This window comes from Lentzea sp. NPDC058436, assembly GCF_042721515.1.
Taxonomy (GTDB): Bacteria; Actinomycetota; Actinomycetes; order Mycobacteriales; family Pseudonocardiaceae; genus Lentzea.
The window spans coordinates 131,458-154,257 of record NZ_JBHXLF010000005.1; the positions used below are offsets into that span (position 1 = coordinate 131,458).

General features: G+C 70.6%; 17 protein-coding genes. 8 read left to right on the forward strand and 9 right to left on the reverse strand.

The annotated features are described in order from the left end of the window. Window positions 1–87: 87 nt before the first annotated feature. Window positions 88–1,089 (forward strand): sugar ABC transporter substrate-binding protein, encoded by a 1,002-nt coding sequence (locus tag ACFWN2_RS21795; RefSeq protein WP_382429925.1) that lies wholly within the window; start codon window positions 88–90, stop codon window positions 1,087–1,089. Window positions 1,090–1,128: 39 nt separating this feature from the next. Continuing rightward, window positions 1,129–2,550, forward strand: coding sequence for an amidohydrolase family protein (locus ACFWN2_RS21800; RefSeq protein ID WP_382429927.1), 1,422 nt, complete (start codon window positions 1,129–1,131; stop codon window positions 2,548–2,550). On the opposite strand, the gene ACFWN2_RS21805 is transcribed toward ACFWN2_RS21800, so the two are convergent. The 3 genes from ACFWN2_RS21805 to ACFWN2_RS21815 form a co-directional block, all read right to left on the reverse strand. Then, the gene (locus tag ACFWN2_RS21805; protein ID WP_382429929.1) at window positions 2,534–3,517 is read right to left on the reverse strand and encodes an alpha/beta fold hydrolase; all 984 of its coding nucleotides are present in this window, start codon (window positions 3,515–3,517) and stop codon (window positions 2,534–2,536) included. The two genes, ACFWN2_RS21800 and ACFWN2_RS21805, sit on opposite strands and share 17 nt — an antisense overlap. Window positions 3,518–3,670: 153 nt before the next feature. Beyond that, on the reverse strand, window positions 3,671–6,229 hold the full coding sequence (locus ACFWN2_RS21810) for a LuxR C-terminal-related transcriptional regulator (protein ID WP_382429931.1): 2,559 nt from the start codon (window positions 6,227–6,229) through the stop codon (window positions 3,671–3,673). A 30-nt stretch (window positions 6,230–6,259) separates the two neighbouring features. Continuing rightward, window positions 6,260–7,144: a DUF5829 family protein gene (locus tag ACFWN2_RS21815; RefSeq protein WP_382429933.1), complete on the reverse strand. Its 885-nt coding sequence runs from the start codon at window positions 7,142–7,144 to the stop codon at window positions 6,260–6,262. A gap of 58 nt (window positions 7,145–7,202) precedes the next feature. Between ACFWN2_RS21815 and ACFWN2_RS21820 the strand changes: the two genes are divergently transcribed. Then, entirely contained in the window at window positions 7,203–8,267 is a 1,065-nt protein-coding gene (locus tag ACFWN2_RS21820) for a class I SAM-dependent methyltransferase (protein WP_382429935.1), read from the forward strand. Here the strand turns inward: ACFWN2_RS21820 and ACFWN2_RS21825 are convergent. The 4 genes from ACFWN2_RS21825 to ACFWN2_RS21840 all read right to left on the reverse strand — a co-directional run bounded on the left by ACFWN2_RS21825 (window position 8,261) and on the right by ACFWN2_RS21840 (window position 12,979). Further along, window positions 8,261–8,953, reverse strand: a complete 693-nt coding sequence (locus ACFWN2_RS21825; protein WP_382429937.1) for a MerR family transcriptional regulator — start codon at window positions 8,951–8,953, stop codon at window positions 8,261–8,263. The genes ACFWN2_RS21820 and ACFWN2_RS21825 overlap by 7 nt on opposite strands. Before the next feature lie 7 nt (window positions 8,954–8,960). Further along, window positions 8,961–10,256: a serine hydrolase domain-containing protein gene (locus tag ACFWN2_RS21830; protein WP_382429939.1), complete on the reverse strand. Its 1,296-nt coding sequence runs from the start codon at window positions 10,254–10,256 to the stop codon at window positions 8,961–8,963. Window positions 10,257–10,307: 51 nt separating this feature from the next. After that, a complete protein-coding gene (locus ACFWN2_RS21835; protein ID WP_382429941.1) occupies window positions 10,308–11,984 on the reverse strand; it encodes a glycosyl hydrolase family 8 in 1,677 nt (558 codons plus the stop codon). 164 nt (window positions 11,985–12,148) lie between these two features. Continuing rightward, a complete protein-coding gene (locus ACFWN2_RS21840; RefSeq protein WP_382429943.1) occupies window positions 12,149–12,979 on the reverse strand; it encodes a patatin-like phospholipase family protein in 831 nt (276 codons plus the stop codon). Between the two features lie 159 nt (window positions 12,980–13,138). On the opposite strand from ACFWN2_RS21840, the gene metH reads away from it, so the two are divergent. The 3 genes from metH to ACFWN2_RS21855 all read left to right on the forward strand — a co-directional run bounded on the left by metH (window position 13,139) and on the right by ACFWN2_RS21855 (window position 19,794). Then, on the forward strand, window positions 13,139–16,714 hold the full coding sequence (metH, locus tag ACFWN2_RS21845) for a methionine synthase (RefSeq protein ID WP_382429945.1): 3,576 nt from the start codon (window positions 13,139–13,141) through the stop codon (window positions 16,712–16,714). Between the two features lie 126 nt (window positions 16,715–16,840). Further along, on the forward strand, window positions 16,841–17,875 hold the full coding sequence (locus ACFWN2_RS21850; RefSeq protein WP_382429947.1) for a sugar ABC transporter substrate-binding protein: 1,035 nt from the start codon (window positions 16,841–16,843) through the stop codon (window positions 17,873–17,875). Beyond that, window positions 17,872–19,794: a putative bifunctional diguanylate cyclase/phosphodiesterase gene (locus tag ACFWN2_RS21855; RefSeq protein WP_382429949.1), complete on the forward strand. Its 1,923-nt coding sequence runs from the start codon at window positions 17,872–17,874 to the stop codon at window positions 19,792–19,794. The genes ACFWN2_RS21850 and ACFWN2_RS21855 overlap by 4 nt, the downstream gene beginning before the upstream one ends. Here ACFWN2_RS21855 and ACFWN2_RS21860 read toward each other — a convergent pair. Beyond that, entirely contained in the window at window positions 19,785–20,720 is a 936-nt protein-coding gene (locus tag ACFWN2_RS21860) for a phosphotransferase family protein (RefSeq protein WP_382429951.1), read from the reverse strand. The genes ACFWN2_RS21855 and ACFWN2_RS21860 overlap by 10 nt on opposite strands. A gap of 54 nt (window positions 20,721–20,774) precedes the next feature. Between ACFWN2_RS21860 and ACFWN2_RS21865 the strand changes: the two genes are divergently transcribed. Beyond that, entirely contained in the window at window positions 20,775–21,236 is a 462-nt protein-coding gene (locus ACFWN2_RS21865; RefSeq protein ID WP_382429953.1) for an NUDIX domain-containing protein, read from the forward strand. Here ACFWN2_RS21865 and ACFWN2_RS21870 read toward each other — a convergent pair. Then, window positions 21,190–21,771: a TetR/AcrR family transcriptional regulator gene (locus ACFWN2_RS21870; RefSeq protein ID WP_382429955.1), complete on the reverse strand. Its 582-nt coding sequence runs from the start codon at window positions 21,769–21,771 to the stop codon at window positions 21,190–21,192. The genes ACFWN2_RS21865 and ACFWN2_RS21870 overlap by 47 nt on opposite strands. A gap of 70 nt (window positions 21,772–21,841) precedes the next feature. On the opposite strand from ACFWN2_RS21870, the gene ACFWN2_RS21875 reads away from it, so the two are divergent. Beyond that, the gene (locus ACFWN2_RS21875; protein ID WP_382429957.1) at window positions 21,842–22,783 is read left to right on the forward strand and encodes a ketopantoate reductase family protein; all 942 of its coding nucleotides are present in this window, start codon (window positions 21,842–21,844) and stop codon (window positions 22,781–22,783) included. Window positions 22,784–22,800 lie beyond the last annotated feature (17 nt).

The window sequence follows — 22,800 nt, forward strand, 5'->3', positions numbered from 1 at the left end:
CCGCTTTCCACGACCAACTGATGGGGCTCGTTCATGGTCCGCGTCGTCCGTGCTGTCCTTCCTGCGGTTTTGCTCGCGGTGACGGGGGTGACCGGATGCGGGACCGCGCAGACGTCCGATGACCCGCCCACAATCGGGTTCCTCGCGCAGAACAACAGCCGCGACTTCTCCAAGGAGATGAGCGAGGGCTTCCGCGTGGGCGCGGCGATCGCGGGCGGTGTCCGGACGGAGGTCACCGGGCCGGACACGCACGACGGCCTCAAGCAGGTCGAGATGCTGAACGACCTCGCCACGCGGGCCAAGGGCGGCATCGGGGTGTCCGCGGTCGCGCCGGAGATCGTGGCCGAGCCGATGGCGCAGGTGATCGGGCAGGGCATCCCGGTGATGGCGGTCGCGGGCGGTCTGGTCGCGCCGGGCAGCGGCGTCAAGCTCATGATCGAGAACGACGGATTCGAGCTGGGCACGATGCTCGCCGACGCGACGGCCGACCGGTTGCCGCCGGACGCCACGGGCAAGATCGTGATCGGCAGCAACTCCCCCGCCATGCCCGCGCTCGACCAGCGGGTGCTGGGGATGCGGGCCCGTCTCGCCGAACGGCTGCCGAAGCTGCAGGTGATCGGCCCGCTCGACACCGGGCGCGACCAGACGACGAACCTCGCGACGTGGCAGCGGCTGGCCGACGCGAACCCGGACGCGCTCGCGCTGCTGGGCGCCGGTGACGTCGACGCGATCAACCTCGCGGCCGTGCACGCGGAGAAGAACGCGAAGTGGCTGGCCGCGGCGTTCAGCATCGACGCGAAGGCGTTGCAGGGCGTCAAGGACGGGCACCTGGTCGCGACGATCTCCGCCGAGCACTTCCTCAAGGGCGCGGTGGCGGGGTGGATGCTCGCGCAGCACGCCAAGAGCGGCAGGAGCCTGCCGGAGGGCTGGTTCGTCGCGCCGGGACTGCTGGTGCAGGCGTCCAACGTGGACGAGATCATCCGGCGCCAGGCGACCGAGGCCTCCCGGCTGGAGGCGGCACGCCCGCAGATGGAGGCGCTCACCGCGAACACGATGAAGTACCTGCGGCCACTGGACCAGGCGCGCTGAGGCGGGTGAGCATGGCGGCACCCCTGTCTAGGAGGCCGCATGATCAACCGACGGACTCTCACCAAATCCCTTGGCGTGGCACTGGCCGCGACCGCTGGTGTCGCGAGTGCGGACACCGGCTCCGACGTGCGCCGCAACCGGTACCTGATCCGCAACGGCGCCGTGGTCACCGTGGACCCGGCACTCGGGGTCTTACCGCGCGCGGACGTCCTGATCGACAACGGTTCCATCGTTGCTGTCGGGCGCGACCTGAACGCACGGGGCGCTCAGGTCGTCGACGCGTCGGACATGATCGTCATGCCCGGTTTCGTCAACACCCACTTCCACATGTGGAGCGCGCTGGGCCGCAACTTCGTGGCCGACGGGTTCCCCTACTTCGCCGCGAAACGCGCTACTTCCACGCTGTACGAAGCTTCCGACGTCTACCGCTCCGTGTTGCTGGGGCTCGCGGAACTGGCGAACGCGGGCGTCACGACCGTGCACAACTGGTCGAACAACACCCGTTCCCCCGCGCACGCCGACGCCGAACTGCGTGCGCACCGCGACGGTCTGCTGCGCGCACGGTTCTCCTACGGCCACGTCGACCAGATGCCGCGGGACGCGCCGATGGACTTCACGGACGTGGATCGCGTGCGGCAGCGGTACTTCGCGGGCGGCACGGCGTTCGGCGGGCTGGTGCACCTGGGTGTGTGCGTGCGCGGGTTGTCGCAGAGCGACGAGCCGGCGTTCTTCGCGGACATGGACGCCGTGTTGGCCCGCGGCCTGCCGGTCGCGATCCACGCGGGCCAGTCGCCACCGCGGATCGTGGACGCGGCCGACTACGAGCGCCGCGGCTGGCTAGGGCCCAGAACCCTGCTGTGCCACTACGTCACGGCGTTGGACTCCGACATGGAGATCATGGCCAGGACCGGAACCGCCTTCTCGTGGTCGCCGCACTCGGAGTTCCGGCTGGGCAACGCGGGTGATCCGCGGGACGCGTTGCTGCGGTTCCGCAGGGCGGGCGTGCCGGTGTCGCTGTCGTCGGACGCCACCTCGATCGCGCCGTCCGACATGTTCGAGGCGATGAGGCTCGTCTGGAACACCGGAATCCCCTGGGCGGGAACACCTTCCGCCGGTCTGCCCGAGGTCGGGTTCGCCGACGTGCTGAAGATGGCGACGCTGAACGGCGCCCGCGCACTCGGCCTGGGCGACGTCACGGGGTCGATCACCGTCGGCAAGCGCGCGGACGTCCTCCTGGTGCGCGCCAACGACATCAACCTCGCGCCGGGCGGCCTGTTCGAGACGACGCTGGTGCAGGCGGCGACCGCGGCCAACGTCGACACGGTGTTCGCGGACGGCCGGATCCTGAAGCGCGGCGGCCGTCTCGTGGCCTACGACGTGGACCGGATCGTGCGGGACGCGCGGACTTCCTCGCTGCGCATCCGCACGGCCGCCGGCGGAATCCTCACGCCCCCTTCGTGACGTCGAGGACGGCCTCGGTGAACGCCGCCGGGGCCTCCTGCGGCACGTTGTGCCCGATGCCGTCGAGGATCCGGTGCTCGTAACGGCCGCTGAACCGCCCCCGGTACGCCGCACCGTCCTTGGTCGGCCCGTCGAAGTCGCTGGCGACGGTGATCGTCGGCACGCCGATCACAGGCCTGGCCTGCAGCCTGCGCTCGAGCCCGTCGTAGCGGTGCTCGCCCTGCGCGAGCTGCAGGCGCCAGCGGTAGTTGTGGACGACGATCGCGACGTGGTCGGGGTTCTTCCAGGCCGTGGCGCTGCGGGCGTACGTGGCCTCGTCGAAGTTCCACTGCGGCGAGGCGAGCTTCCAGATGAGCTTGTTGAACTCGTAGGAGTTCTGCTCGTAGCCCTTCACTCCTCGCTCCGTCGCGAAGTAGTACTGGTACCACCAGCCGAGTTCGGCCTGCGGGGACAGCGGTTCCTGGTTCTGCTGGAGGTTGACGACCAGGTAGCCGCTGACCGACACGAGCGCCGTGACCCGTTCCGGCCACAGCGCCGCCATGATGCACGCCGTCCGCGCGCCCCAGTCGAACCCGGCCACGGTCGCCTTGCGGATCTTCAGGGCGTCCATGAAGGCGATGACGTCGGACGCGATGGCGGACTGCTGGCCGTTGCGCTTGGTGTGGGCGTGCAGGAACCGGGTCGGGCCGTAGCCCCTGAGGTACGGGATGAGGACGCGGTGGCCTTGGGCGGCCAGGGCCGGTGCCACGTCGGCGAAGCTGTGGATGTCGTACGGCCAGCCGTGCAGGAGGATCGTCGCGGGGCCGTTCGCCGGGCCCATCTCCGCGTAGGCGATGTCGAGCAGGCCTGCCCGGATCTGCTTCGTCGGGCCCCAGGACGGTTCGGCGGCGTGGGCGGTCGCGGTGGTTGCCGCGGTTGCGAGGCCTGCCACGGCCAGTGCCTGGGAGAACTGTCGCCTGCTGATCATGTCGGCGACGGTAGGGGTGGGGTGGTGGGGGTCGCGAGCGTCAGGTGACGGTGGCTCGGTACGTCACGGTGGGGCGGGAGGGTTCCGGGGATGGCCGCAGCTCCACCCTCGCCCACAGCCCCGCCAGCGCCTCCCGCAGCTCCGCGCGAGCCTTCAGCCCCGCGTCCCGCCTTCCTCCAGCGCCTGCCGCAGCTCCGCCCGAGCCGTCACCCCCAGCTTCGGGAAGATCCGGTGCAGGTGCGTGCTCACCGTCCGGTGCGACAGGTGCAGCCGCTCCCCGATCTCCTTGTTCGTCAGCCCGTCCGCCGCCATCCGCGCGATGGTCAGCTCGTGCTCGGTCAGCTCGCCGTTGCCGCCCCGCGACTCGCCCGACGCCCGCAGCTCCTCGCGCGCCCGCTCCGCCCAGTCCCTCGTGCCGAACGCCTCGAACGCCTCCGCGGCCGCCTTCAGGTGCGGCCTCGCCCGCGTCGCCCGGCGCTGCCTGCGCAGCCACGCCCCGAACGCCAGCTGCACGCGCGCCCGGTCCCACGGCGAGTCGGGGGCGTCGAGGGCCGCCTCGAACAGGGCCTCGGCCTCATCGTCGGCCGCGAGCAGTGCCCGCGCGTACCGCAGGCCGGACGCCAGGGCGGGTGAGCTGGTGGCGGTGTCCAGCTCCTCGACGAGCTTGCGGGCCTCGTCGGCGTTGCCGCTGCGGGTGGCGGCCTCGACCAGTTCGGGCAGCACGTACCGGCGCAGCGCCAGCTGGTAGGCGGGGTCCACGGGGTCGTGGACGCGGCGGACGGCGGCGAACGCGTCGGCGTAGCGGCCCTCGCCCAGGGCTGCCAGGCTCCTGGCCAGCTGCACGGTGGCGAGGACGGGGCGGGCGCCTGCCGCGAGGCCGATCCGTTCGGCGAGGGCTGCTTTCTCGGCGGACTGCTCGTGGTCGCCTTGCAGGGCGGCGATCTCGGCCTGGACGGCCACCGCCAGGCCGTGCATGTACGGCTGGCCGGTCTCCTCGGCCAGGAGGGCGGCCTCGGCGGCGACGGGTTCGGCAGCGGTGATGTCGCCGAGGCGGGTGCGGCTCCAGGCCTCGACGGCGAGGGCTCTGGCGAGGAGTCCGAACTGGCCCTGGGCTCGGAAGCCGTGCTGGGCGGCGTGGGAGAACCTGACGGAGTCGGCGAACGCGCCTACCTGCAGGGCCGCGCTGCCGAGCAGGCGGAGGGTCGCGGGATCGTCGGGCGACGGAGAGGGGCGAAGCGCAGCCGGGTCGGCCGGGCCCGGAGCCGCAGGCGGGCAAACCCTGGCCGAGCCACCACCCGCCGCGCGCAGGCCCGCCACCACCGCGTCCCCCTGCTGCACCGGGCACACGTACGCCATCATCGCCAGCATCCGCGGGTCACCGGCCTCGATCGGCAACCGCCGCGCCACCGCCGCGATCCGCTCCCGCACGGCCGCCCCCGGCTCCACCCAGAAGCACCGCATCGCGACGCTCCAGAAGATCCGCAGCCCGAGCTCGACGTCGCCGCCCGCCACCACGGACTCGGCGAGCCCGACCAGTTCGCCCGCCCCTGCCACGCCCACGCCGTCGTCGAACGCCGTGGGCAGCCACGTCACGAGCGCGCGCTCCCGCGCCGTCAGGTCGAGGCCGCGCACGGACAGCAGGATCCGCTCCACGTCGTCGCGGCGGCCCGCCTCGCAGGCCAGTTCGGCCGCCCGCAGCAGGCGCCGGGCGCGTTCGCCGGCGTCGCCGAGGGCCGCCGACCGTTCCAGCGCGCTCACCGCCGCCGAGGCGCCACCGCGTCGCAGGGCGCGGTCGGCCGTGTTCTCCAGCAGGCGGGCGACGTTCTCGTCGGGGCCGGTCGCGGCCTCGGCCAGGTGCCACGCGCGGCGGTCGGGGTGGTCCGTCACGAAGGCGAGGCGGCGGTGGGTCTCCTGGCGTTGCACTGCACTCGCCGCGCCCGCGATCGCCGACCTGATCAACGGGTGCCGGAACGCGCCGTCCCGGTCGACCAGCCCGGCCTCGACGGCAGGCGCGAGAGCTTCAGAAGGCACACCGCCGAGAGCCAGCACGAGCAGCGCCGACCGCGCGGACGCGGGCAGCGCCGAGGCTCGCGCGGCGAAGGTCTCCTCCAGGGTGTTGCCGCCGAACGGGAGCTCCACCAGCGCCAACGGGTTCCCGGCTGCCTGGGCCAGCACCCACGAGCGGCGTTCGGGATCCAGGCCCGGTGCGGCCGAGTCGAGCACCTCGACAGCCTCACCGACCGCCAAAGGCTCCAGCGACAACGTCGGCACGCCGGAGAACACAGGCGTCCGGGCCGTCACCACCAGAGCGCCGTCACGCAGCCGTCGTGCCACGAACCCCAGGACGTCCTGGCTCTCGCGGTCCAGCCAGTGCGCGTCGTCGACCAGCACGACGGCCCGCGCCTCGGTCAGCACCTCCAGCGCGGCGAGCCCCACCAGGTGCATCGGGGGCACGGGGCCGTCGGCGAGGCCGAAGGCGACGTCCAGAACCGGTCGCGCACGGGACAGGTACGGGTGCAGCACATGGTGCAGTCCGGCGTGGGGCAGGTGCTGCTCGGCCTCGACGCCGACGACCCGGTGGCCGTCGAGGCAGGACAGCAGCGCCGACTTGCCGACGCCCGGCTCGCCGACGACCTGCAGCGCCCCGCCCGACTCCGCGAGCGCGGTCAGCCGTGCGCGTTCCCGATCCCGCCCGACCAGCGACACCGACACCCCGTTCGTTGATCCGTTCGGACCAGGGTGTCAGAAAGTCCAGACCGCGTGCTTGCCCGGGCCCACGACCAGCGTGGACGTGCCCAGCCGTTCGACGTGGAGCGCGGCGGGGCGGTTCAGCGCGAACTCCGCGCGCTTGAGCCCGATGTCCTCGACCGGTGCCTCGTCGATCCTCATCGTGGTGCCGCCGCACGTCGCCACGACCGTGCGGCCCTCGGTCCGCACCGCGAACCCTCCTGCCCGCAGCAGCGGCACGGTGTGCGTCATGTCGGCCGCGGTGATCGCGAGGTGCAGGTAGGTGACGTCGCGCATCAGCTTGTCCTTGTACGCGTCCGGCATGTACCGCTCGCGCGTGACGTCGCCGGGGAACTTCGCGGGTCCCACCTTGCCGCGCGGGTCGTTGAGGTACTCGTCGCGGTACTCCATCGCCCAGGCGCCGAACCGCTGGTACTTCTCGGCCAGGTACACCGAGTCGAACCACGGCACGGGCTTGCCGTCGCCGAAGTCGCGGGTCTGCGTGAAGTCGATCGGGTTCGAGCCCGCGCCGCGCAACCGGGTCTTGAGCTTCTCGATGTCGCCGTCGTGCTCGGTCGAGAGCCCGAGACCGGCGGAACCGGGTTCGCCGTCCGAGCCCGGCACGTCCCCGAGCCCGAAGATCTCCAGGTACGTCTCGCGGCCGCGCAGGTAGCGCCCCGTCCAGACCTTGCCGTCCGCACCCGTGGTGGTGCGCACCTCCAGATCGGCGAAGTCCTTGACGTAACGGGAGTGCTCGACGGCGTCCGCCGTGGCTCTGTCGAGCGTGCCCCAGGCGTGGTTGTAGTACAACAACTGCCGCCCTCCCGCCCGTGCCGCGGTCGCACCCGACAAAACCAGGACCAACGCCGAGATCATGCACGCCACCGGTCGGATCCGCATGACCCCGACCCTACGACGGACCGCTCAAGCGAGACTCAAGTCAGACGAAGGGGACCTAGTGTTCGACACCGCCCGGTGGACGGTTCCAGCTCCGCTCCTGCAGGCCGCCACCGCCGGCCGCGACCTCCTCGACGACACGATCCGCAGGCTCACCCCGGCCGCCGTCACCGCCGAGGTCCTGCGTGAAATCGGTGACCACGACGTCCGTCTCGACCTGCGGTTCGACGGTCACGTCACCGGCCACCTGCGCACCGACGCCGACGTCGTGGTCACCCTCGACCTGGCCGACGCCGTCCGCGGCCTCTACGGCGACGACGAACGCCCGTGGCCGAGCCTCGCCGTCACCACGCCGAACCCCGACCTGGACGAACGCGGTGTCGCCGGGTGGTTCCACAGCCGCAAGGGCCTCGCGCAGTCCGTCCAGGAGCTGCTGACCGCGCTGCGACCGGCCCGGCGGGACCTCGGCGAGCTGGCCGTGGAGTTCGGCACGGACAAGTGGGGCGACCTGCACTGGTACGCGCAGCACTACGAACGCCACTTCGCGCGCCTGCGCACCGCCCCGGTGAAGGTGCTGGAGATCGGCATCGGCGGCTACGGCGACCCGAACAGCGGCGGCGGCTCGTTGCGCATGTGGCAGCGCTACTTCCGGCGCGGCCTGATCCACGGCCTCGACATCGCCCGCAAGACGGTCACCGGCCCGCGGATCATGGCGATCCAGGGCGACCAGTCCGACCCCGTCTTCCTCGACCGGCTGGGCCGCGAGCTCGGCCCGTTCGACGTGGTCGTCGACGACGGCAGCCACCTCAACGACCACGTGCGGATCTCGTTCGACGCCCTGTTCCCGCACGTCCGCAACGGCGGCCTCTACGTCGTGGAGGACCTGCAGACCGCCTACTGGCCGAGCTGGGGCGGGCATCCCGAGACTCCCCCGCACACCTCGATGGGCATGCTCAAGTCCTTTGTGGACGGGTTGAACCGGGCCGAGGTGGGCGATCCGCGCGGAGAACGTTCGTACCTGGAGCGCAACATCAGCGGAATCTCGTTCCACCACAACATCGCGTTCGTGGAGAAGGGACTGAACGCCGAGGAGGGCGGACCGGCGTTCCTGCGCACGTTCTACTGACGCAGCGCGTCCCAGGCCGGCGAGGACGCGCCGGCCGCCTCCAGGGCCAGCGCGCTGATCTCCGGATCCGCCGCCGGCACCGCCGGACGTCCCGCGAGCCACGTGGCCGCCCGCTCCGCCAGAGTGGGCAGCCGCGGGTCGTCCGGCGCGAAGCCGAACGCCTCGTCGTGGTCGAGGTAGAGCCGCCGGAACTCGGGGTCGGCGAGCGAGTCGACCTTGTCCGCGAGCCACACCGCGGCCTCGTCGGGGGCGACGGTCTGCATGAGGACCCAGACCTCGCGTTCCATCCGCACCCCTCGCTCGCTGACCCCCACGTCCCGCAACAGGTCCAGCATGGACGCGACCTCGGACGTCACGAACAGCGCGTTCCCCGCCCTCAGCCGCACCACCCGTTCCCGGGCGAGCCGGATCTCCTCCTCGCGGCGGCGCAACGCCTCGTCGATCTCGGTGATGGCCGCGGCGAACTCCTCCTCGCCCGCGCCGAGCAGTTCCTTCACGCGGGCGAGCGGCACCCCGGCCTCCGCGAGCGTGCGGATCTTGACCAGGTCGACCGCGTCCTGGGCGCGGTAGCGGCGATAGCCGGAGTGGTCGCGTTCGGGCTCCGCGAGCAGCCCCACCTTGTGGTAGTGCCGCACCGCTTTGATCGTCACCCCTGCGTACCGGGCGAGCTGACCGATCGTGATCACAGCGGCATCATCGCACCCGGCCGAACATCCGTCCGGCGAGATCAACACTGACGACCGCGCCGGACGCGTCCCGCGTGAAGAACCCGCGCTGCCCGCTGAAGGCGCCGGAGGTGATCACGTACTCGTCGCGCGGCAGCAGCCCCATCGGGAACGGCGCGTGGTCGGCCGGCAGGTCCACCTCCGCGGACTCGCGGATCTCCGGCCGGATCAGCACCTCCAGCACCAGCCCGGACCCGGTGTCGTCGACGGTCATCACCATGGCGTCGTTGTCGTACCCGCCCGCGACCTCCGCGGCGGCGGAAGCGTTGTACGGCAACGGCTCCGGATCGCGGTCCACCACACCGAGGAAGCTCTTCAACGCCTGCCGCACCACCGCCTGGTTGAACGGGATCCCGTCCGGCCCCTGGTTCGCGACGGACACCACCGCGAAGTTCCGCGACGGCACGATCAGCAGCTCCGCGAACTGGCCGTTGGACGAGCCGCCGTGCCCGATGGCCTGCACGCCGTCGATCTCGCGCAGGAACCAGCCCACCCCGATCGCGTCGCCGAGGTTGCTGCCGCGCAACACCGCCGTGGGCCGCCGCATCTCCTCAAGACCGTTGTCGCCCAGGTGGAACCGCGCCCACCGCAGCAGATCCGCGACCGACGCCGCAAGGCCACCGCCCGGGTTGTTGGCGCGCCAGTGCCGCCACGGCCGCGCGACCTCGCCCTTCTCGTGCCCGACGGCGAACCGGCGCGTCATCACGGCGTCCCGGTCGAAGTGCGTGTCGCGCAGGCCGAGCGGCTCCAGCAGCAACGTCGTCATCGCCTGCTCGTAGGTCTGCCCGGTGACGTTCTCGATGACCCGGCCCGCCAGGTTGAAGCCCGACTGGCTGTACGACGGGCGTTCGCCGACCCCGCCGACCAGCGTGAGGGTCGCGAGCTCGGCGACGTGCCTGCGCAGGGCGTCGTCGCCCTCACCGGTGTCGACGAGCGTGCCCCAGTCGAGACCGGACGTGTGGTTGAGCAACTGGCGGACGGTGAACTCGCGGCCGTCAGCCAGCCGCAGCTCCGGCACGTACTCGCGCACGGGGGCGTCCAGCGACACCCGTCCGTCGGCGACCAGGCGCATGATCGCCGTGGCGGTGTAGGTCTTGGTGACCGAGCCGATCAGGAACAGCGTGTGCTCGTCGACCGGCAACGGGTTCTCGAGACTGGTGACGCCGTGGGAGAAAAAGTGTTCCTCGCCTTCGTGGAAGACGCCGACGGCGGCACCGGGGACGGCGAAGCGGGCTGTGGTCGTGGCGACGAAGTCGTTGTCCATGACCACAGCCTCGAACCTTGCCCTTAGGTCAAGGTCAACCCCGAGCTTCGGCTACGGCACCCAGTGGTTGCCGGTCACCGTGATCATCACCTGGAGCTGGATGCTCGCGGAGAAGTAGCTGCTGCCGTCGACCGGCGTCTGCAGCATCTTGTTCCACAACGCGTCCAGCCACGCCTGACTGCCCGGATCGGTCGCGGCCACGACCGCGAACGGCGCGAAGAACGCGGCGGCGTTGCCACCGGAGAGCTGCGTGCCGTTGAGCTGATAACCGATCGCGATGTTGTTCGGGTTGCCGCCGGTCTTCGACTTCACCCACGTGTTGAGCTTGCGGGCGGCGTTCAGCGACGACGAGTCACTGCTGGTCACCGCGTCGGCGCCGATGCGCCACGGCACGCGGCAGGCGTTCCAGTAGTACTTGCCGTCGTTCACGCTCTCCAGCACCTGCCCGGCGGGCGGGCGCGGTGAGGAGTTCGTGTTCTCCACGAAGTCCGGCAGCAGACCGGTGCTCGGCGCGAAGTTCTGCTGCAGCGTGGAGATCAGGTTCTGGTGCGCGGTGCGGATCGTGTCCCACGCGCCGTCGCCCGTCGCCTTCCGGAACGCCCGGAAGTGGTCGACCATCCAGTCCGACGACCGCGAGAGGTAGTAGTACTGGTCGCCCGCGCTGGACCAGTCGCCCAGCTTGAGCAGGTTGGTCTGCGGGTTGACCTCGCTGGCCTTGATCGCGTTGATGTGCCGGACCGCGAGCTGCTTGTAGTTGTACGTGCCGGTGCTGCCCCACTGGCGGTCGGCGAGCAGCAGCCCGTAGGCCACGTCCATGTCGCCGTCGGTAGCGCCGTCACCGCCGTTGACGCTGCGGCAGTTCACGTCCTGCTCGGCCGCGAGCAGGTCCGGGTTGATCGAAGACGGGTGGTCGATCTTCCACTTCACCAGGCCGTCGAAGATCCGTTTCGCGTCCGCGTCGGCACCCGCCATCGTGGCCACGACGACCATGCCGTACCCCTGCGCCTCGGCGACGTACGGGTGGTCGGCGTCCGGCGAGATCACCTGCGACCAGCCGTTGCCGCAGTTCTGGCGCACGAACGCGGACTTCCAGCGCTGGTAGTAGTCCACCACCTGCGCGTCCAAAGTGGACGTGCTCCCGGACGGGCGCAGAACACCCGACGCGTACGGCGTCTTGCGGCTGCCGAACGCGTACCCGAGCCCGTTCGACGGCGGCGTGGTCGTCGTCGTGGTCGGCGGGGTGCCGCCTGCGACGCCGTAGACCTCCAGCTCCCACAGGGAGTAGCCCCACGCGGTGCCGCGGGCCGTGCCGAGCACGCGCACGTACCGGCCGGAGCCCGAGACCGTGAGGTCGTCGACGCCACCGTCACCGGTGCTCGTCGAGAACACGTCAGTCCACGCCGAGTCGTCGGCCGAGGTCTGCACGCGGTAGGCCTTGCCGTACGCGGCCTCCCAGTTGAGGCGCACCCTGCTGACGGAGTGCGCCGCGCCGAGGTCGACGCGGATCCACTCCTGGTCACGTCCCTCCAGCGACGCCCACCGGGTCGTCGTGCTGCCGTCGACGGCCTTCGCCGCCTCCAGCCCGGCACCCTCGACGGAGGACGCCGTCACCGCTTTGCCCTGCGAGACCAGGGGGTCCGCGGCCGTCGCGCTGGTCGTCCCCGCCACCAGGAGACCCGCCACGAGTCCGGCCGCGCTCACCGCGGCCCACACCGATCGTCTGTCCACAACCACCTCCACCCAATTGGTTAACAAACCTGCCTAAAAGGCTGGATGGCGGCGACCCTAGGCGTGCGGTCACGTTGGGACAAGAGGTGTGGACCGGTCATCTCGGCCGGAACCGGTTACGGCATCGGTGACCGGCAACGGACCTGGCCGGGCGGGTCACGAACCTACGACCACACCTCCCGCACGGCCTCCACCACCGAAGCCGCCTGCACCCGCCCAGCCTCCGCGGCGGGCTTGCGCCGCGCCGGGTCCAGCAGGTTCGTGCCGATGGCGGCCAGCGCGGTGCTGTCCGGGCTGATCACGATCGACGGCACCCCGAGCTTCGCCGCCTGCGCGCCGGGAGTCGCCGCGGGGCTCGCCGAGCGGGTCAGCGGCGCGACCACCACCACCCGCGAGTACCCGGCCGCGAGGTCGACGTTCGCCACGGACCGCATCCCACCGTCCATGTACCTGTTGCCGTTGATGCTCACCGGCGGCCACACCAGCGGCACCGCGCAGCTCGACGCCACCGCGCTCACCAGCGGCACGCCGCTGTCCCGGTCGAACGCCACGAACTTCCCGTCCACCACGTCCACGGCCGTGACCTTGAGCGGGCGCTCCGGCCAGTCCTTGGTGGACAGCCGGCTGTCGAAGACGGCCAGCCGCGACTCCTCGGACGGGGTGCGGGCCTTCAGCGCCGCGCGGCCGAGTCGCGCTCGCTTCGCCGCCGGAGTTCCCGGCATCACGTAGGAAAGCGCGTACCTGACGAGCATCCACGGGGTGAGGCGGGCCGGGATCTCCCCGTCCGGTGGCAGCAGCTGTCCCGCGTAGAGGTCGGCGAGCCGCGCTCCTCCGGCCAGTTCCGTCGCCACGACCGATCCGGCGGACGTGCCGACGAACAGGTCGGCGTCCGAGAGATCGACGCCCTGTTCGGCCAGTCCGTGCAGAATTCCGGTCTCCCAGGCGATTCCGGTGACACCACCGCCACCCAGCACCAACGCGCGTTGTCCGGTCACGGGGACCATCCTATGGAGTGGGACGGGTTCCTGGTCCATGGTCGTAGTTGGTAGCCTTGTGGTCGAAACCGAGAAGCGCTGCAACGGGCTCGCACGCCTGCCACGCTCGGATTCGTTCCACCACGAACAAAGGGCGCTTCCGACTATTCGGGAGCGCGCGTGAGTGGACTCAAGTCCCTGCTGGACCAGCGGATCGTCGTGCTGGACGGTGCATGGGGCACGATGTTCCAGCAGGCCAAGCTCTCCCCAGCCGACTACTACGGCGACGAGTACGAGGGTCACGAGCCCGATGTGGCGGGTGACCCGGACCTGCTCAACCTCACCCGTCCCGACCTGGTGCTGGACGTGCACCGGCAGTACCTCGCGGCGGGCGCGGACATCACGACCACCAACACGTTCACCGCCACGTCGATCGGCCAGGCCGACTACGGGCTGGAGAGCCGCGTCCGCGAGATGAACATCGCGGGCGCCCGCCTCGCCCGGCAGGCGGCCGACGAGTTCGGCGGCCGGTTCGTCGCCGGTTCGGTCGGCCCGCTCAACGTCACGCTCTCCCTGTCGCCCAAGGTCGAGGACCCTGCGTTCCGCGCTGTCACGTTCGAGCAGGTCAAGGCCTCCTACGCGGAGCAGATCTCCGCGCTGCACGAGGGTGGCGTCGACCTGCTGCTGATCGAGACGATCTTCGACACGCTGAACTGCAAGGCCGCCATCGCCGCGGCCCGCGAGGTCGCTCCCGACCTGCCGCTGTGGATCTCGGTGACGATCGTCGACCTGTCCGGCCGCACGCTGTCGGGCCAGACCGTCGAGGCGTTCTGGGACTCGATCGCGCACGCCGAGCCGCTGGTCGTCGGCGTGAACTGCTCGCTGGGCGCCGAGGAGATGCGCCCGCACGTCACGGACCTGGCGCGGCTGGCGGACACCTACGTCGCCTGCCACCCCAACGCCGGCCTTCCCAACGCGTTCGGCGGCTACGACCAGACCCCCGACGAGACCGCCGCCCTGCTGAAGGACTTCGCGGACAAGGGCATCGTCAACGTCGTCGGCGGCTGCTGCGGCACGTCCCCCGCGCACGTCAAGGCCATCGCCGACGCGGTGAAGGGCGAGACCACGCGGAACGTGGTCAGGCCGCGCCACACCACCCGCTACAGCGGCCTGGAGACGTTCGAGATCGGCCCCGACACCGGGTTCGTGATGATCGGCGAGCGCACCAACGTCACGGGCTCCGCGAAGTTCCGCAGGCTGATCGAGGGCGACGACCACAACGCCGCGCTCACCGTGGCACTCGACCAGGTGCGCGGCGGCGCGAACCTGCTCGACGTCAACATGGACGCCGACCTGCTCGACGGCGAGCAGGCCATGACGACGTTCCTGAACCTCATCGCCACGGAACCCGAGATCGCCCGCATCCCGGTGATGATCGACAGCTCCCGCTGGACCGTGCTGGAGGCCGGTCTGCGGTGCGTGCAGGGCAAGGGCGTGGTCAACTCGATCAGCCTGAAGGAGGGCGAGGAGCCCTTCCTGCGGCAGGCCCGCACGATCCGCGACTACGGCGCCGGTGTCGTCGTGATGGCGTTCGACGAGACGGGCCAGGCCGACACGGCCGACCGCAAGGTCGACATCTGCGCCCGCGCCTACGACCTGCTCACGCAGCAGGCCGGGTTCCCCGCAGAGGACATCATCTTCGACCCGAACGTGCTCGCGGTCGCCACCGGCATCGAGGAGCACAACGGCTATGCCAAGGCGTTCATCGACGCCCTGCCGCGGATCAAGGAGCGATGTCCGGGTGTCCGCATCAGCGGCGGCATCTCGAACCTCTCGTTCTCCTTCCGCGGCAACGACGTCGTCCGCGAGGCCATGCACTCGGCGTTCCTGTTCCACGCCGTCAAGGCCGGGCTGGACATGGGCATCGTCAACGCCGGCCAGCTCGTCGTCTACCAGGACATCAAGGCCGACCTGCTCGAACTGGTCGAGGACGTCATCTTCGACCGGCGCGAGGACGCGACGGACCGGCTCGTCGCGCACGCGGAGACCGTCAAGGGCCCCGGCCAGAAGCGCGTGGTCGACCTGTCGTGGCGCGAGGCCACGGTCGCCAAGCGGCTGGAGCACGCGATCCTGCACGGCGTCGTCGACTTCATCGAGGACGACACCGAGGAGGCCCGGCAGAGCGCGGCACGCCCGCTGGACGTCATCGAGGGCCCGCTGATGGACGGCATGAAGGTCGTCGGCGACCTGTTCGGCGCGGGCAAGATGTTCCTGCCCCAGGTCGTGAAGAGCGCGCGCGTGATGAAGCGCGCGGTCGCGTACCTGGAGCCGTTCATGGACGCCGAGCCGAAGGCAACGGCGGGCGGCAACGGCAAGGTCGTGCTGGCCACGGTCAAGGGCGACGTCCACGACATCGGCAAGAACATCGTCGGCGTCGTGCTGGGCTGCAACAACTACGAGGTGATCGACCTCGGTGTGATGGTGCCGGCCGCGAAGATCCTCGACACCGCGATCAAGGAGCACGCCGACGTCATCGGCCTGTCCGGGCTGATCACGCCGTCCCTGGACGAGATGGTCTCGGTCGCCGAGGAGATGCAGCGGCGCGGCATGAAGCTGCCGCTTCTGATCGGCGGGGCGACGACGTCGCGGCAGCACACGGCGGTGAAGATCGCCCCGGTCTTCGACGAGCCGGTCCTGCACGTCCTCGACGCGTCCCGGGTCGTCGGCGTGGTGTCCGACCTGCTCGACAACCGCCGCGGCCACGAGCTGGACCGCACGAACCGCGTCGAGCAGGCCCGGTTGCGCGAACAGCACGAAAACCGCAAGTCGGTGCCGTTGCTCAAGCTCGACGACGCCCGCGCGAATTCCGAGAAGGTCGATTTCTCCGAACTGCCGACTCCCGCATTCACCGGCATTCGCGTGCTCACGCCTTCCCTGAGCGAACTGCGCGAGTTCATCGACTGGACTTTCCTGTTCCTCGCGTGGGAACTGAAAGGCAAGTTCCCGGCGATCCTGGACCAGCCGGTGGCGCGCGAACTCTACGACGACGCGACGACGTTGCTCGACGAAATCATCGCGGGTGACCTGTTCGAGGCGAAGGGCGTGCACGGCTACTGGCCCGCGCATTCCGACGGCGACGACATCCTGCTCGACAACGGCGTGCGGATTCCGATGCTGCGCCAGCAGACGCAGAAGCCGCTGTCGCGCCCGAACCGCTGCCTCTCCGACTACGTGGCCCCCGAGGGCGACCACATCGGCGGGTTCGCGGTGACGATCCTCGGCGCCGAGAAGCTGGCCGCGAAGTACGAGGCCCTCAACGACGACTACCGCGCCATCATGGTGAAGGCGCTGGCCGACAGGCTCGCCGAGGCGTTCGCCGAGTGGATCCACCTGCGGGCGCGGCGCGACTGGTTCGAGCCGGACGCCCAGCCGGAGCTGGCCGACCTGCACGCCGAGAAGTTCCGCGGCATCCGGCCGGCGCTCGGTTACCCGGCCTGCCCGGACCACACCGTGAAGCGCGAACTGTTCGACCTGCTGAACGCGGAAGAGGAAATCGGGATCGGGCTCACTGAATCGTTCGCGATGAACCCGGCCGCGAGCGTCAGCGGCCTGATCTTCCAGCACCCCTCGGCGAAGTACTTCACCGTGGGGCGACTGGGTCGCGACCAGGTGGAGGACTACGCGAACCGGTACGGCAAGCCGCTCGCGGAAGTCGAGCAGTGGCTGCGCCCGAACCTCGGTTACGAACCCGCCTGACACCTCCCGCTTCGTGAAAGCGCTTGCCGCAACGGTGGCCCTCATCCCCGTTTGGCACCGCGCGATGTAGCATCGGCCGCTCTGGAGATCAATCACCCGCAGGTCGAAACGAGCCCGAGGTCATCGATGCGAGCCGCGGCACTGGTGCTGGGTCTGGTGCTGCTGGCAGGCTGTGGTGGTGCGGCTCGATCCGTTGCACTGCCGCACGTCGGTTTCGTGGTCAAGCGCACTGGTGGTTCCTTCGCACAGGAGATGACCAGTGGCTTCCACGAGGGCGTCGGCCGCATCGGCGGGGTCAGCGCGACGGTGACGGGCCCGCCGGGCCAGGACGGGCACAAGGAAGTCGAGTTGTTCCGGGATTTGACGCTGGCCGCGAAGGGCGGAATCGCCGTGGCGACCTCCGAGCCTGCTCTGATGGCGCCGTCCATCGGTGAGGCGCTCTCGCAGCACGTCGCCGTCATCGGGGTGGACATGCGGCTCACCGCGAGTTCCGGGGTGAAACTGCACATCGGTAACGACAACTACGAACTCGGCGAAAAGCTGGCTGACGAGTTGATGCGCCGATTGCCCCCGGACGCGACCGGAACGGTGGTGTTGGGAAACACAGTTCCGGGACTCGCCGGGTTCGACGACCGGGCCGACGGAATCCGGGGTCGATTCGCCGAAAAGCTACCGGGGGTAGTGGTGCTGGGGCCGTTCGACACGCAACGTGACGACGCCGCGAATCGTGCCGCGTGGAAACGACTCGTGGCGGCGAATCCGAACGCCCTCGCGTTCGTTGGTACGGGCGACTGCGACGGGGTCAACCTCGCCGCGCTGAAGACCGAGAAGTCGGCGAGGTGGCTGGTGGGCGGGTTCGGGGTCGACCCGAGAACGTTGCAGGCGGTGCGGGACGGCGCGATGGTCGCGACGATCTCGCCGGAGCACTACCTCAAGGGCGCCGTGGCGGGCTGGCTGCTCGCACGGCACGCGAGGGGCGGCGCGGCGCTGCCGGAGGGCTGGGTCGAGACGCCGGGGCTCACGGTGACCACCGGGAACCTGGACGCGATCCTGCACCGGCAGGAGTCGGAGAAGGCCCGCAGGGACTTCTTCCAGCCTCAGATCGACAGCTTCGTCGAAGATCCGGCGAGCTGGGTGCGACCGTTGGAGCAGGCACGGTGAAGTTCGGGGAGGGCCGCGCCACCGCACGGGTGGCGACGGCAGGTCTGACGGCCGGGCTGCTGGTCCTGGCGGGGCTGGCGCTGTGGAACAGCGTCAACGCCGCGGCCACGACCGCGCACGTGCGTCAGGTGAACGACACCAGCGAGCGGTGGTCCCGCGTGCTGGAGCACATCAACGTCTCCGACAACGCCCTGCGCGACCTCCAGGTCGCGCGGACGGAGCAGACCGTCGAGCCGCTGGAGAACTCCCTCGGCTCCGCGCGCGACGAGCTCGAGTGGCTCCGCACGAGGGCGACGCCGGCCGACGCCGCGGTGGCCTCGCGGCTGCTGCCGCTCTACGACCAGACCACGGACATCCTGCGCCAGGTGGTCGCCGGCACCGACCCGCTGCAGGCGGACCAGGCGGGGCTCGCGCACTCGTCGCTGCGCCGTCAGATCACCTCGGCGATCGGGGCGAAGCGCCTCGACAACAACGAGTACCTGCGCGCGGCCGACGAGAGCAACGCACGGCTGCGGATCGCGCAGATCGTGGTGTTCGTGCTGGACGCGGCCCTCGTGGTGCTGTTCGGCATGGTGCTGCTCGGCCAGCGCCGCATGATCCTGCGCCAGGCCGCCAAGAACGAGCACGAGGCGCACCACGACGCCCTGACCGGCCTCGCGAACCGGACGCTGCTCGCGCGGCGGATGGAGATCGCCGTCGACAAGGCGCGCAAGAAGGACGAGCCGCTGGCGTTGCTGATCGTGGACCTCGACAGGTTCAAGGAGGTCAACGACTCCCTCGGCCACCACACCGGCGACCTGCTGCTGCGCCAGGTGGCGAACCGCCTGTCGTGGGCCGTGCGCGACACGGACCTGGTGGCGCGCCTCGGCGGCGACGAGTTCGCCGTGCTGCTGCCCGGCGTCGGCTCGGCGGAGAACGCGACCATGGTCGCGGAGAAGATCCTCCAGGCCCTGGCGATGCCGGTGACGCTGGAGGGCCTGGAGCTGGAGATAGCGGGCAGCGTCGGCGTGGCGCTGTGCCCGTCGGACTCGGGTGACGGCCACGAGCTGCTGCGGCACGCGGACATCGCGATGTACGCGGCCAAGCGCGAGAAGTCCGGCGTGGCCGTGTACGACGCGCGCCTGCACGAACGGGGCGCCGCGCACCTGACGGCCGTGACCGAGCTGCGGCACGCGATCGACCGCGGCGAGCTGTTCCTGCAGTACCAGCCCAAGGCGCTGGCCGACACGGGCGCGGTGTGCGGCGTGGAGGCACTGGCCCGCTGGCAGCACCCGACGCGCGGTCTCGTCCGTCCCGACGAGTTCATCCCGATCGCCGAGGAGAACGGGCTCATCGAGCCGCTGACCCGGTACGTGATCGACGCGGCGCTGCGGCAGTGCCGCACGTGGTCGGACGCGGGCTGGGAGGTGCCGGTGTCGGTGAACGTGGGCGCGGCCTGCCTGCACCACACCGAGTTCCCCGGCGACGTGGCCGACCTGATCAAGCGGCACGGCCTGCCTGCGCGGCTGCTGACGCTGGAGATCACCGAGTCCGCGATCATCTCGGACCCGGAACGCGCCGTGGAGGTGCTGCGCGGCCTGACCGACCTGGGCGTGCGGCTGTCGATCGACGACTTCGGCACCGGCTACTCGTCGATCTCGTACCTGCGCAGCATGCGGGTGCACGAGATGAAGCTCGACCGGTCGTTCGTCACGCACATGTGCACGGACGCGGGCGATTCGGCGATCGTGCACGCGTTGGTCGCGCTGGCCCGCAACTTCGGGCTGCAGGCCGTCGCGGAGGGCGTGGAGGACCAGGACACCTGGACGGCGCTGGCCGAGGCCGGGTGCGACGTGGTGCAGGGGTACTTCCTCAGCGAGCCGTTGCCCGCCGAGGAAGTCGTGTCCTGGCTCGGGGATCGAGCGGCCGCTCACGCGTAGGAATCGGTGTCCCGCCATTGGTTGATGAACGGCTTCATGAACTCGACCATGGCGGGCAACTGGTCCGCGCAGGACAGGTAGGCGATCACCCGGATCGCGCCGACCGCGTTGACGAACCGGAGCACCTCCTTGTCGAGCTCGCGCAGGCCGTTGGCCCGCGCACCCCGGTTGTAGGTGGCTTCGTACTCCAGGCCGAGGCCGCCGAGGTCCCACTCGACCGGACCGTAGGTGATCAGCTCGAAGTCGGAGAACAGCGGGCCGTCGGTGCTCGCGAAGATGTTCGCGGGCGGTGAGTCGCCGTGGATGGGCTGCAGGTCCACGCCGGGGAACTGCGCGCGGAACGCGGCCTCGGAGCTGACGAGCGGCTCCAGGACCTCCCACTCGGCCCGCGCCCGCCGCAGGTCCTCTGGCGTCACGAGGTCGAGGCCCTCCAGTCTGTCCAGGCCCTCCCGCACGAACAGCGGTTCCGCCGACGACAGGAAGTCCAGCTCGCCGGGGTAGTCGCGCAGCGCCTTGTGCAGGTCGGCCGAGAGCTCGGAGTTCTTGACGTAGTCGGGTTCCTTCGACTTGTCCTCGTCGGTGAACGGCCAGAACGTGATCGAGAAACCGTCCCGCTGCACGGGTTCGCGCGGCACGAGGGAGCTGGGCGGGATCACCGGGGTGCCCTGGTCGTGCAGCCACTGCGCGACGTCGAGCTCCTGCTGCTGGCGCCGGGCCAGGGATTCGAGGGTCGTGGTGTGCGGCAGGACGGTCGGGACGCGGGCCACGACCGGTGACGGCGCGAGATGCACGACGACGGAGAACAGTTCGTAGAGGACCTTGCCCTCGGTGATCTCCAGGCCGAGTTCGCGACCCGCTGCCACGGCGGCCCGGGCGGCCGCTTCGGTGCGGTGGGCGATGTCTTCAGGGGTCGCGAAGGCTGTCATGGCAAGATCGTGTCACGACGGCTGGCGCGCTCGCAGATCATTTACGGTGGGGTCATGGCCGACCGCCACCTGATCGACGTCCACGTGCTGCTCGTCCGCGACGGCGAGGTGTTGCTGAGCCGGCGCAGGGACTCCGATCCCCGGTTCGACGGCCGGTGGCACCTGCCGTCCGGCAAGCTCGACGCCGGTGAGTCGGTGCTGGACGCCGCCGCGCGCGAGGCCCTCGAAGAGATCGGCGTGGTGATCGAGCACGGCGACCTGCGGCACGTGCACACGGTGCACGCCAACGGGTCCGGCGTGGAACCGCGGCTCGGGCTGTACTTCGAGGTCACGCGCTGGAGCGGTGAGCCGGAGAACCGCGAGCCGGAGAAGTGTTCCGAGCTCGGGTGGTTCGGGCTGCGGGCGCTGCCCGAGGACATGATCTCCTACTCGGCAGCCGGGATCACCGGACACGTGGCCGGCTCGTCGTTCAGTGTGCTCGGCTGGGAACCGAGAGCCCGTCCAGCACGAGGGTGATGACACCGTCGGCCTCGGCCCTCCAGTCCGGACGGCCGTGGGCCGCGCCGATGCCGTGCAGCGCCATCATGACGGCGCCGACGCCCACGTCGGCCCGCACTGCACCATCGCGCACAGCGGCGGCCACGAGGTCGGTGACGGCCTGCTCCAACGCGATGCTGCCCTCGGCCTGCGCGTCCGACCCCGCGGCCATGAGCGTGGCCAGCGTCCGGGCTCTCCCCTGGTGGTCGTGCAGGTAGTCGACGAAGCCGCGGAGGAACGTCGCCAGGGCCTCCAGCGCGGGCACGGCGGTCTGCAGCTCGCGCGCCCGGTCGCACAGTGCGGCGACCTCCTCGCGGTAGAGCGCCTCGGCCAGCGCCTCCCTGGTCGGGAAGTGCCGGTACAGCGTGCCCACCCCCACCCCGGCGAGCCGCGCGAAGTCGTCGAAGCGCAGGTCGAAGAACTCCCCCGCGTCCAGGACCTCCCTGGCCTTGACCAGCAGGGCCTGGCGGTTGCGCAGGGCGTCCGCGCGCAGCGGCTTGGGACTCGTTGACAAACGGAATCCACCTCCATATTTTCGTAAGTGGAGATTGCCTCCACTTGCATCCTAACCCACGAGGTGGACCGTGAAGATCCTCATGTTCGGCCGTGGCGTGATCGCCACCGCGTACGGCTGGGCGCTGGAACGGGCAGGGCACGACGTCGAGTTCTACGTCCGGCCCGGCCGCGCGGCGGAGTACGGCGGCACGACGAGCCTCGACATGGTCGATGCGCGGAGACGTCCGTGGGGCCGGCGCGTCGTCGAGCAGTGGCCGGTGCGCCTGCGCGAGGAGCTGCCGCCGGACCACGACTTCGACCTGATCGTGCTGAGCGTGTCGCACCACCGCCTGACGGAGGCGGTGTCCTTCCTGGCGTCGCGCGTCGGCAACGCGACGGTGCTGGTGTTCGGCAACATCTGGTCCGAGCCGCTGGACGCGATCGGCGCACTTCCCGTGGACCGGGTCGCGTGGGGCTTTCCCCAGACGGGAGGCGGTTTCGGCGACGACGGCGTGCTGCGCGCGACGATGATGGGGTCGGTCCTCTTCGGCACCGTCGGGCCTCAGTCCGACCGGGAGCGTGCCGTGCGCCGGGTGTTCGGTGAGGCGGGGTTCCGGATCAGGGAGGAGCCGGACTTCCGGGGCTGGCTGCTGACCCACTTCGTGTCGGACGCCGGCCTGCACTCGCAGGGCCTGAAGCTGGGTTCGCTGGCCGATCTGGCCGGGCGGAGAGGCGACTGGCGCGAGGCGTTGCTGACCGGACGGGAGCTCCTGCCGCTGCTCGAAGCCCGCGGCGTCGACCTGCGGCGCCGTGCGCTGCTGTTCCGCGCGCCGATCTGGCTGACAGCTGCCGTGATGGCCTGGGTGACCGCTCATTTCCCGCCCGCGCGCAAGAACTTCGCGGCGCACTCCGATCCGACGGCCGAGGAACCGCGGGCGATCTGCCGGGACACCCTGGCGGAAGCACGCCGGCTGGGCGTTCCGGTACCGCGGCTGGAGGCGGCCGAACCGAGCTTCGCGACGCACGGCTGACCCCGAGTTATCTTGGA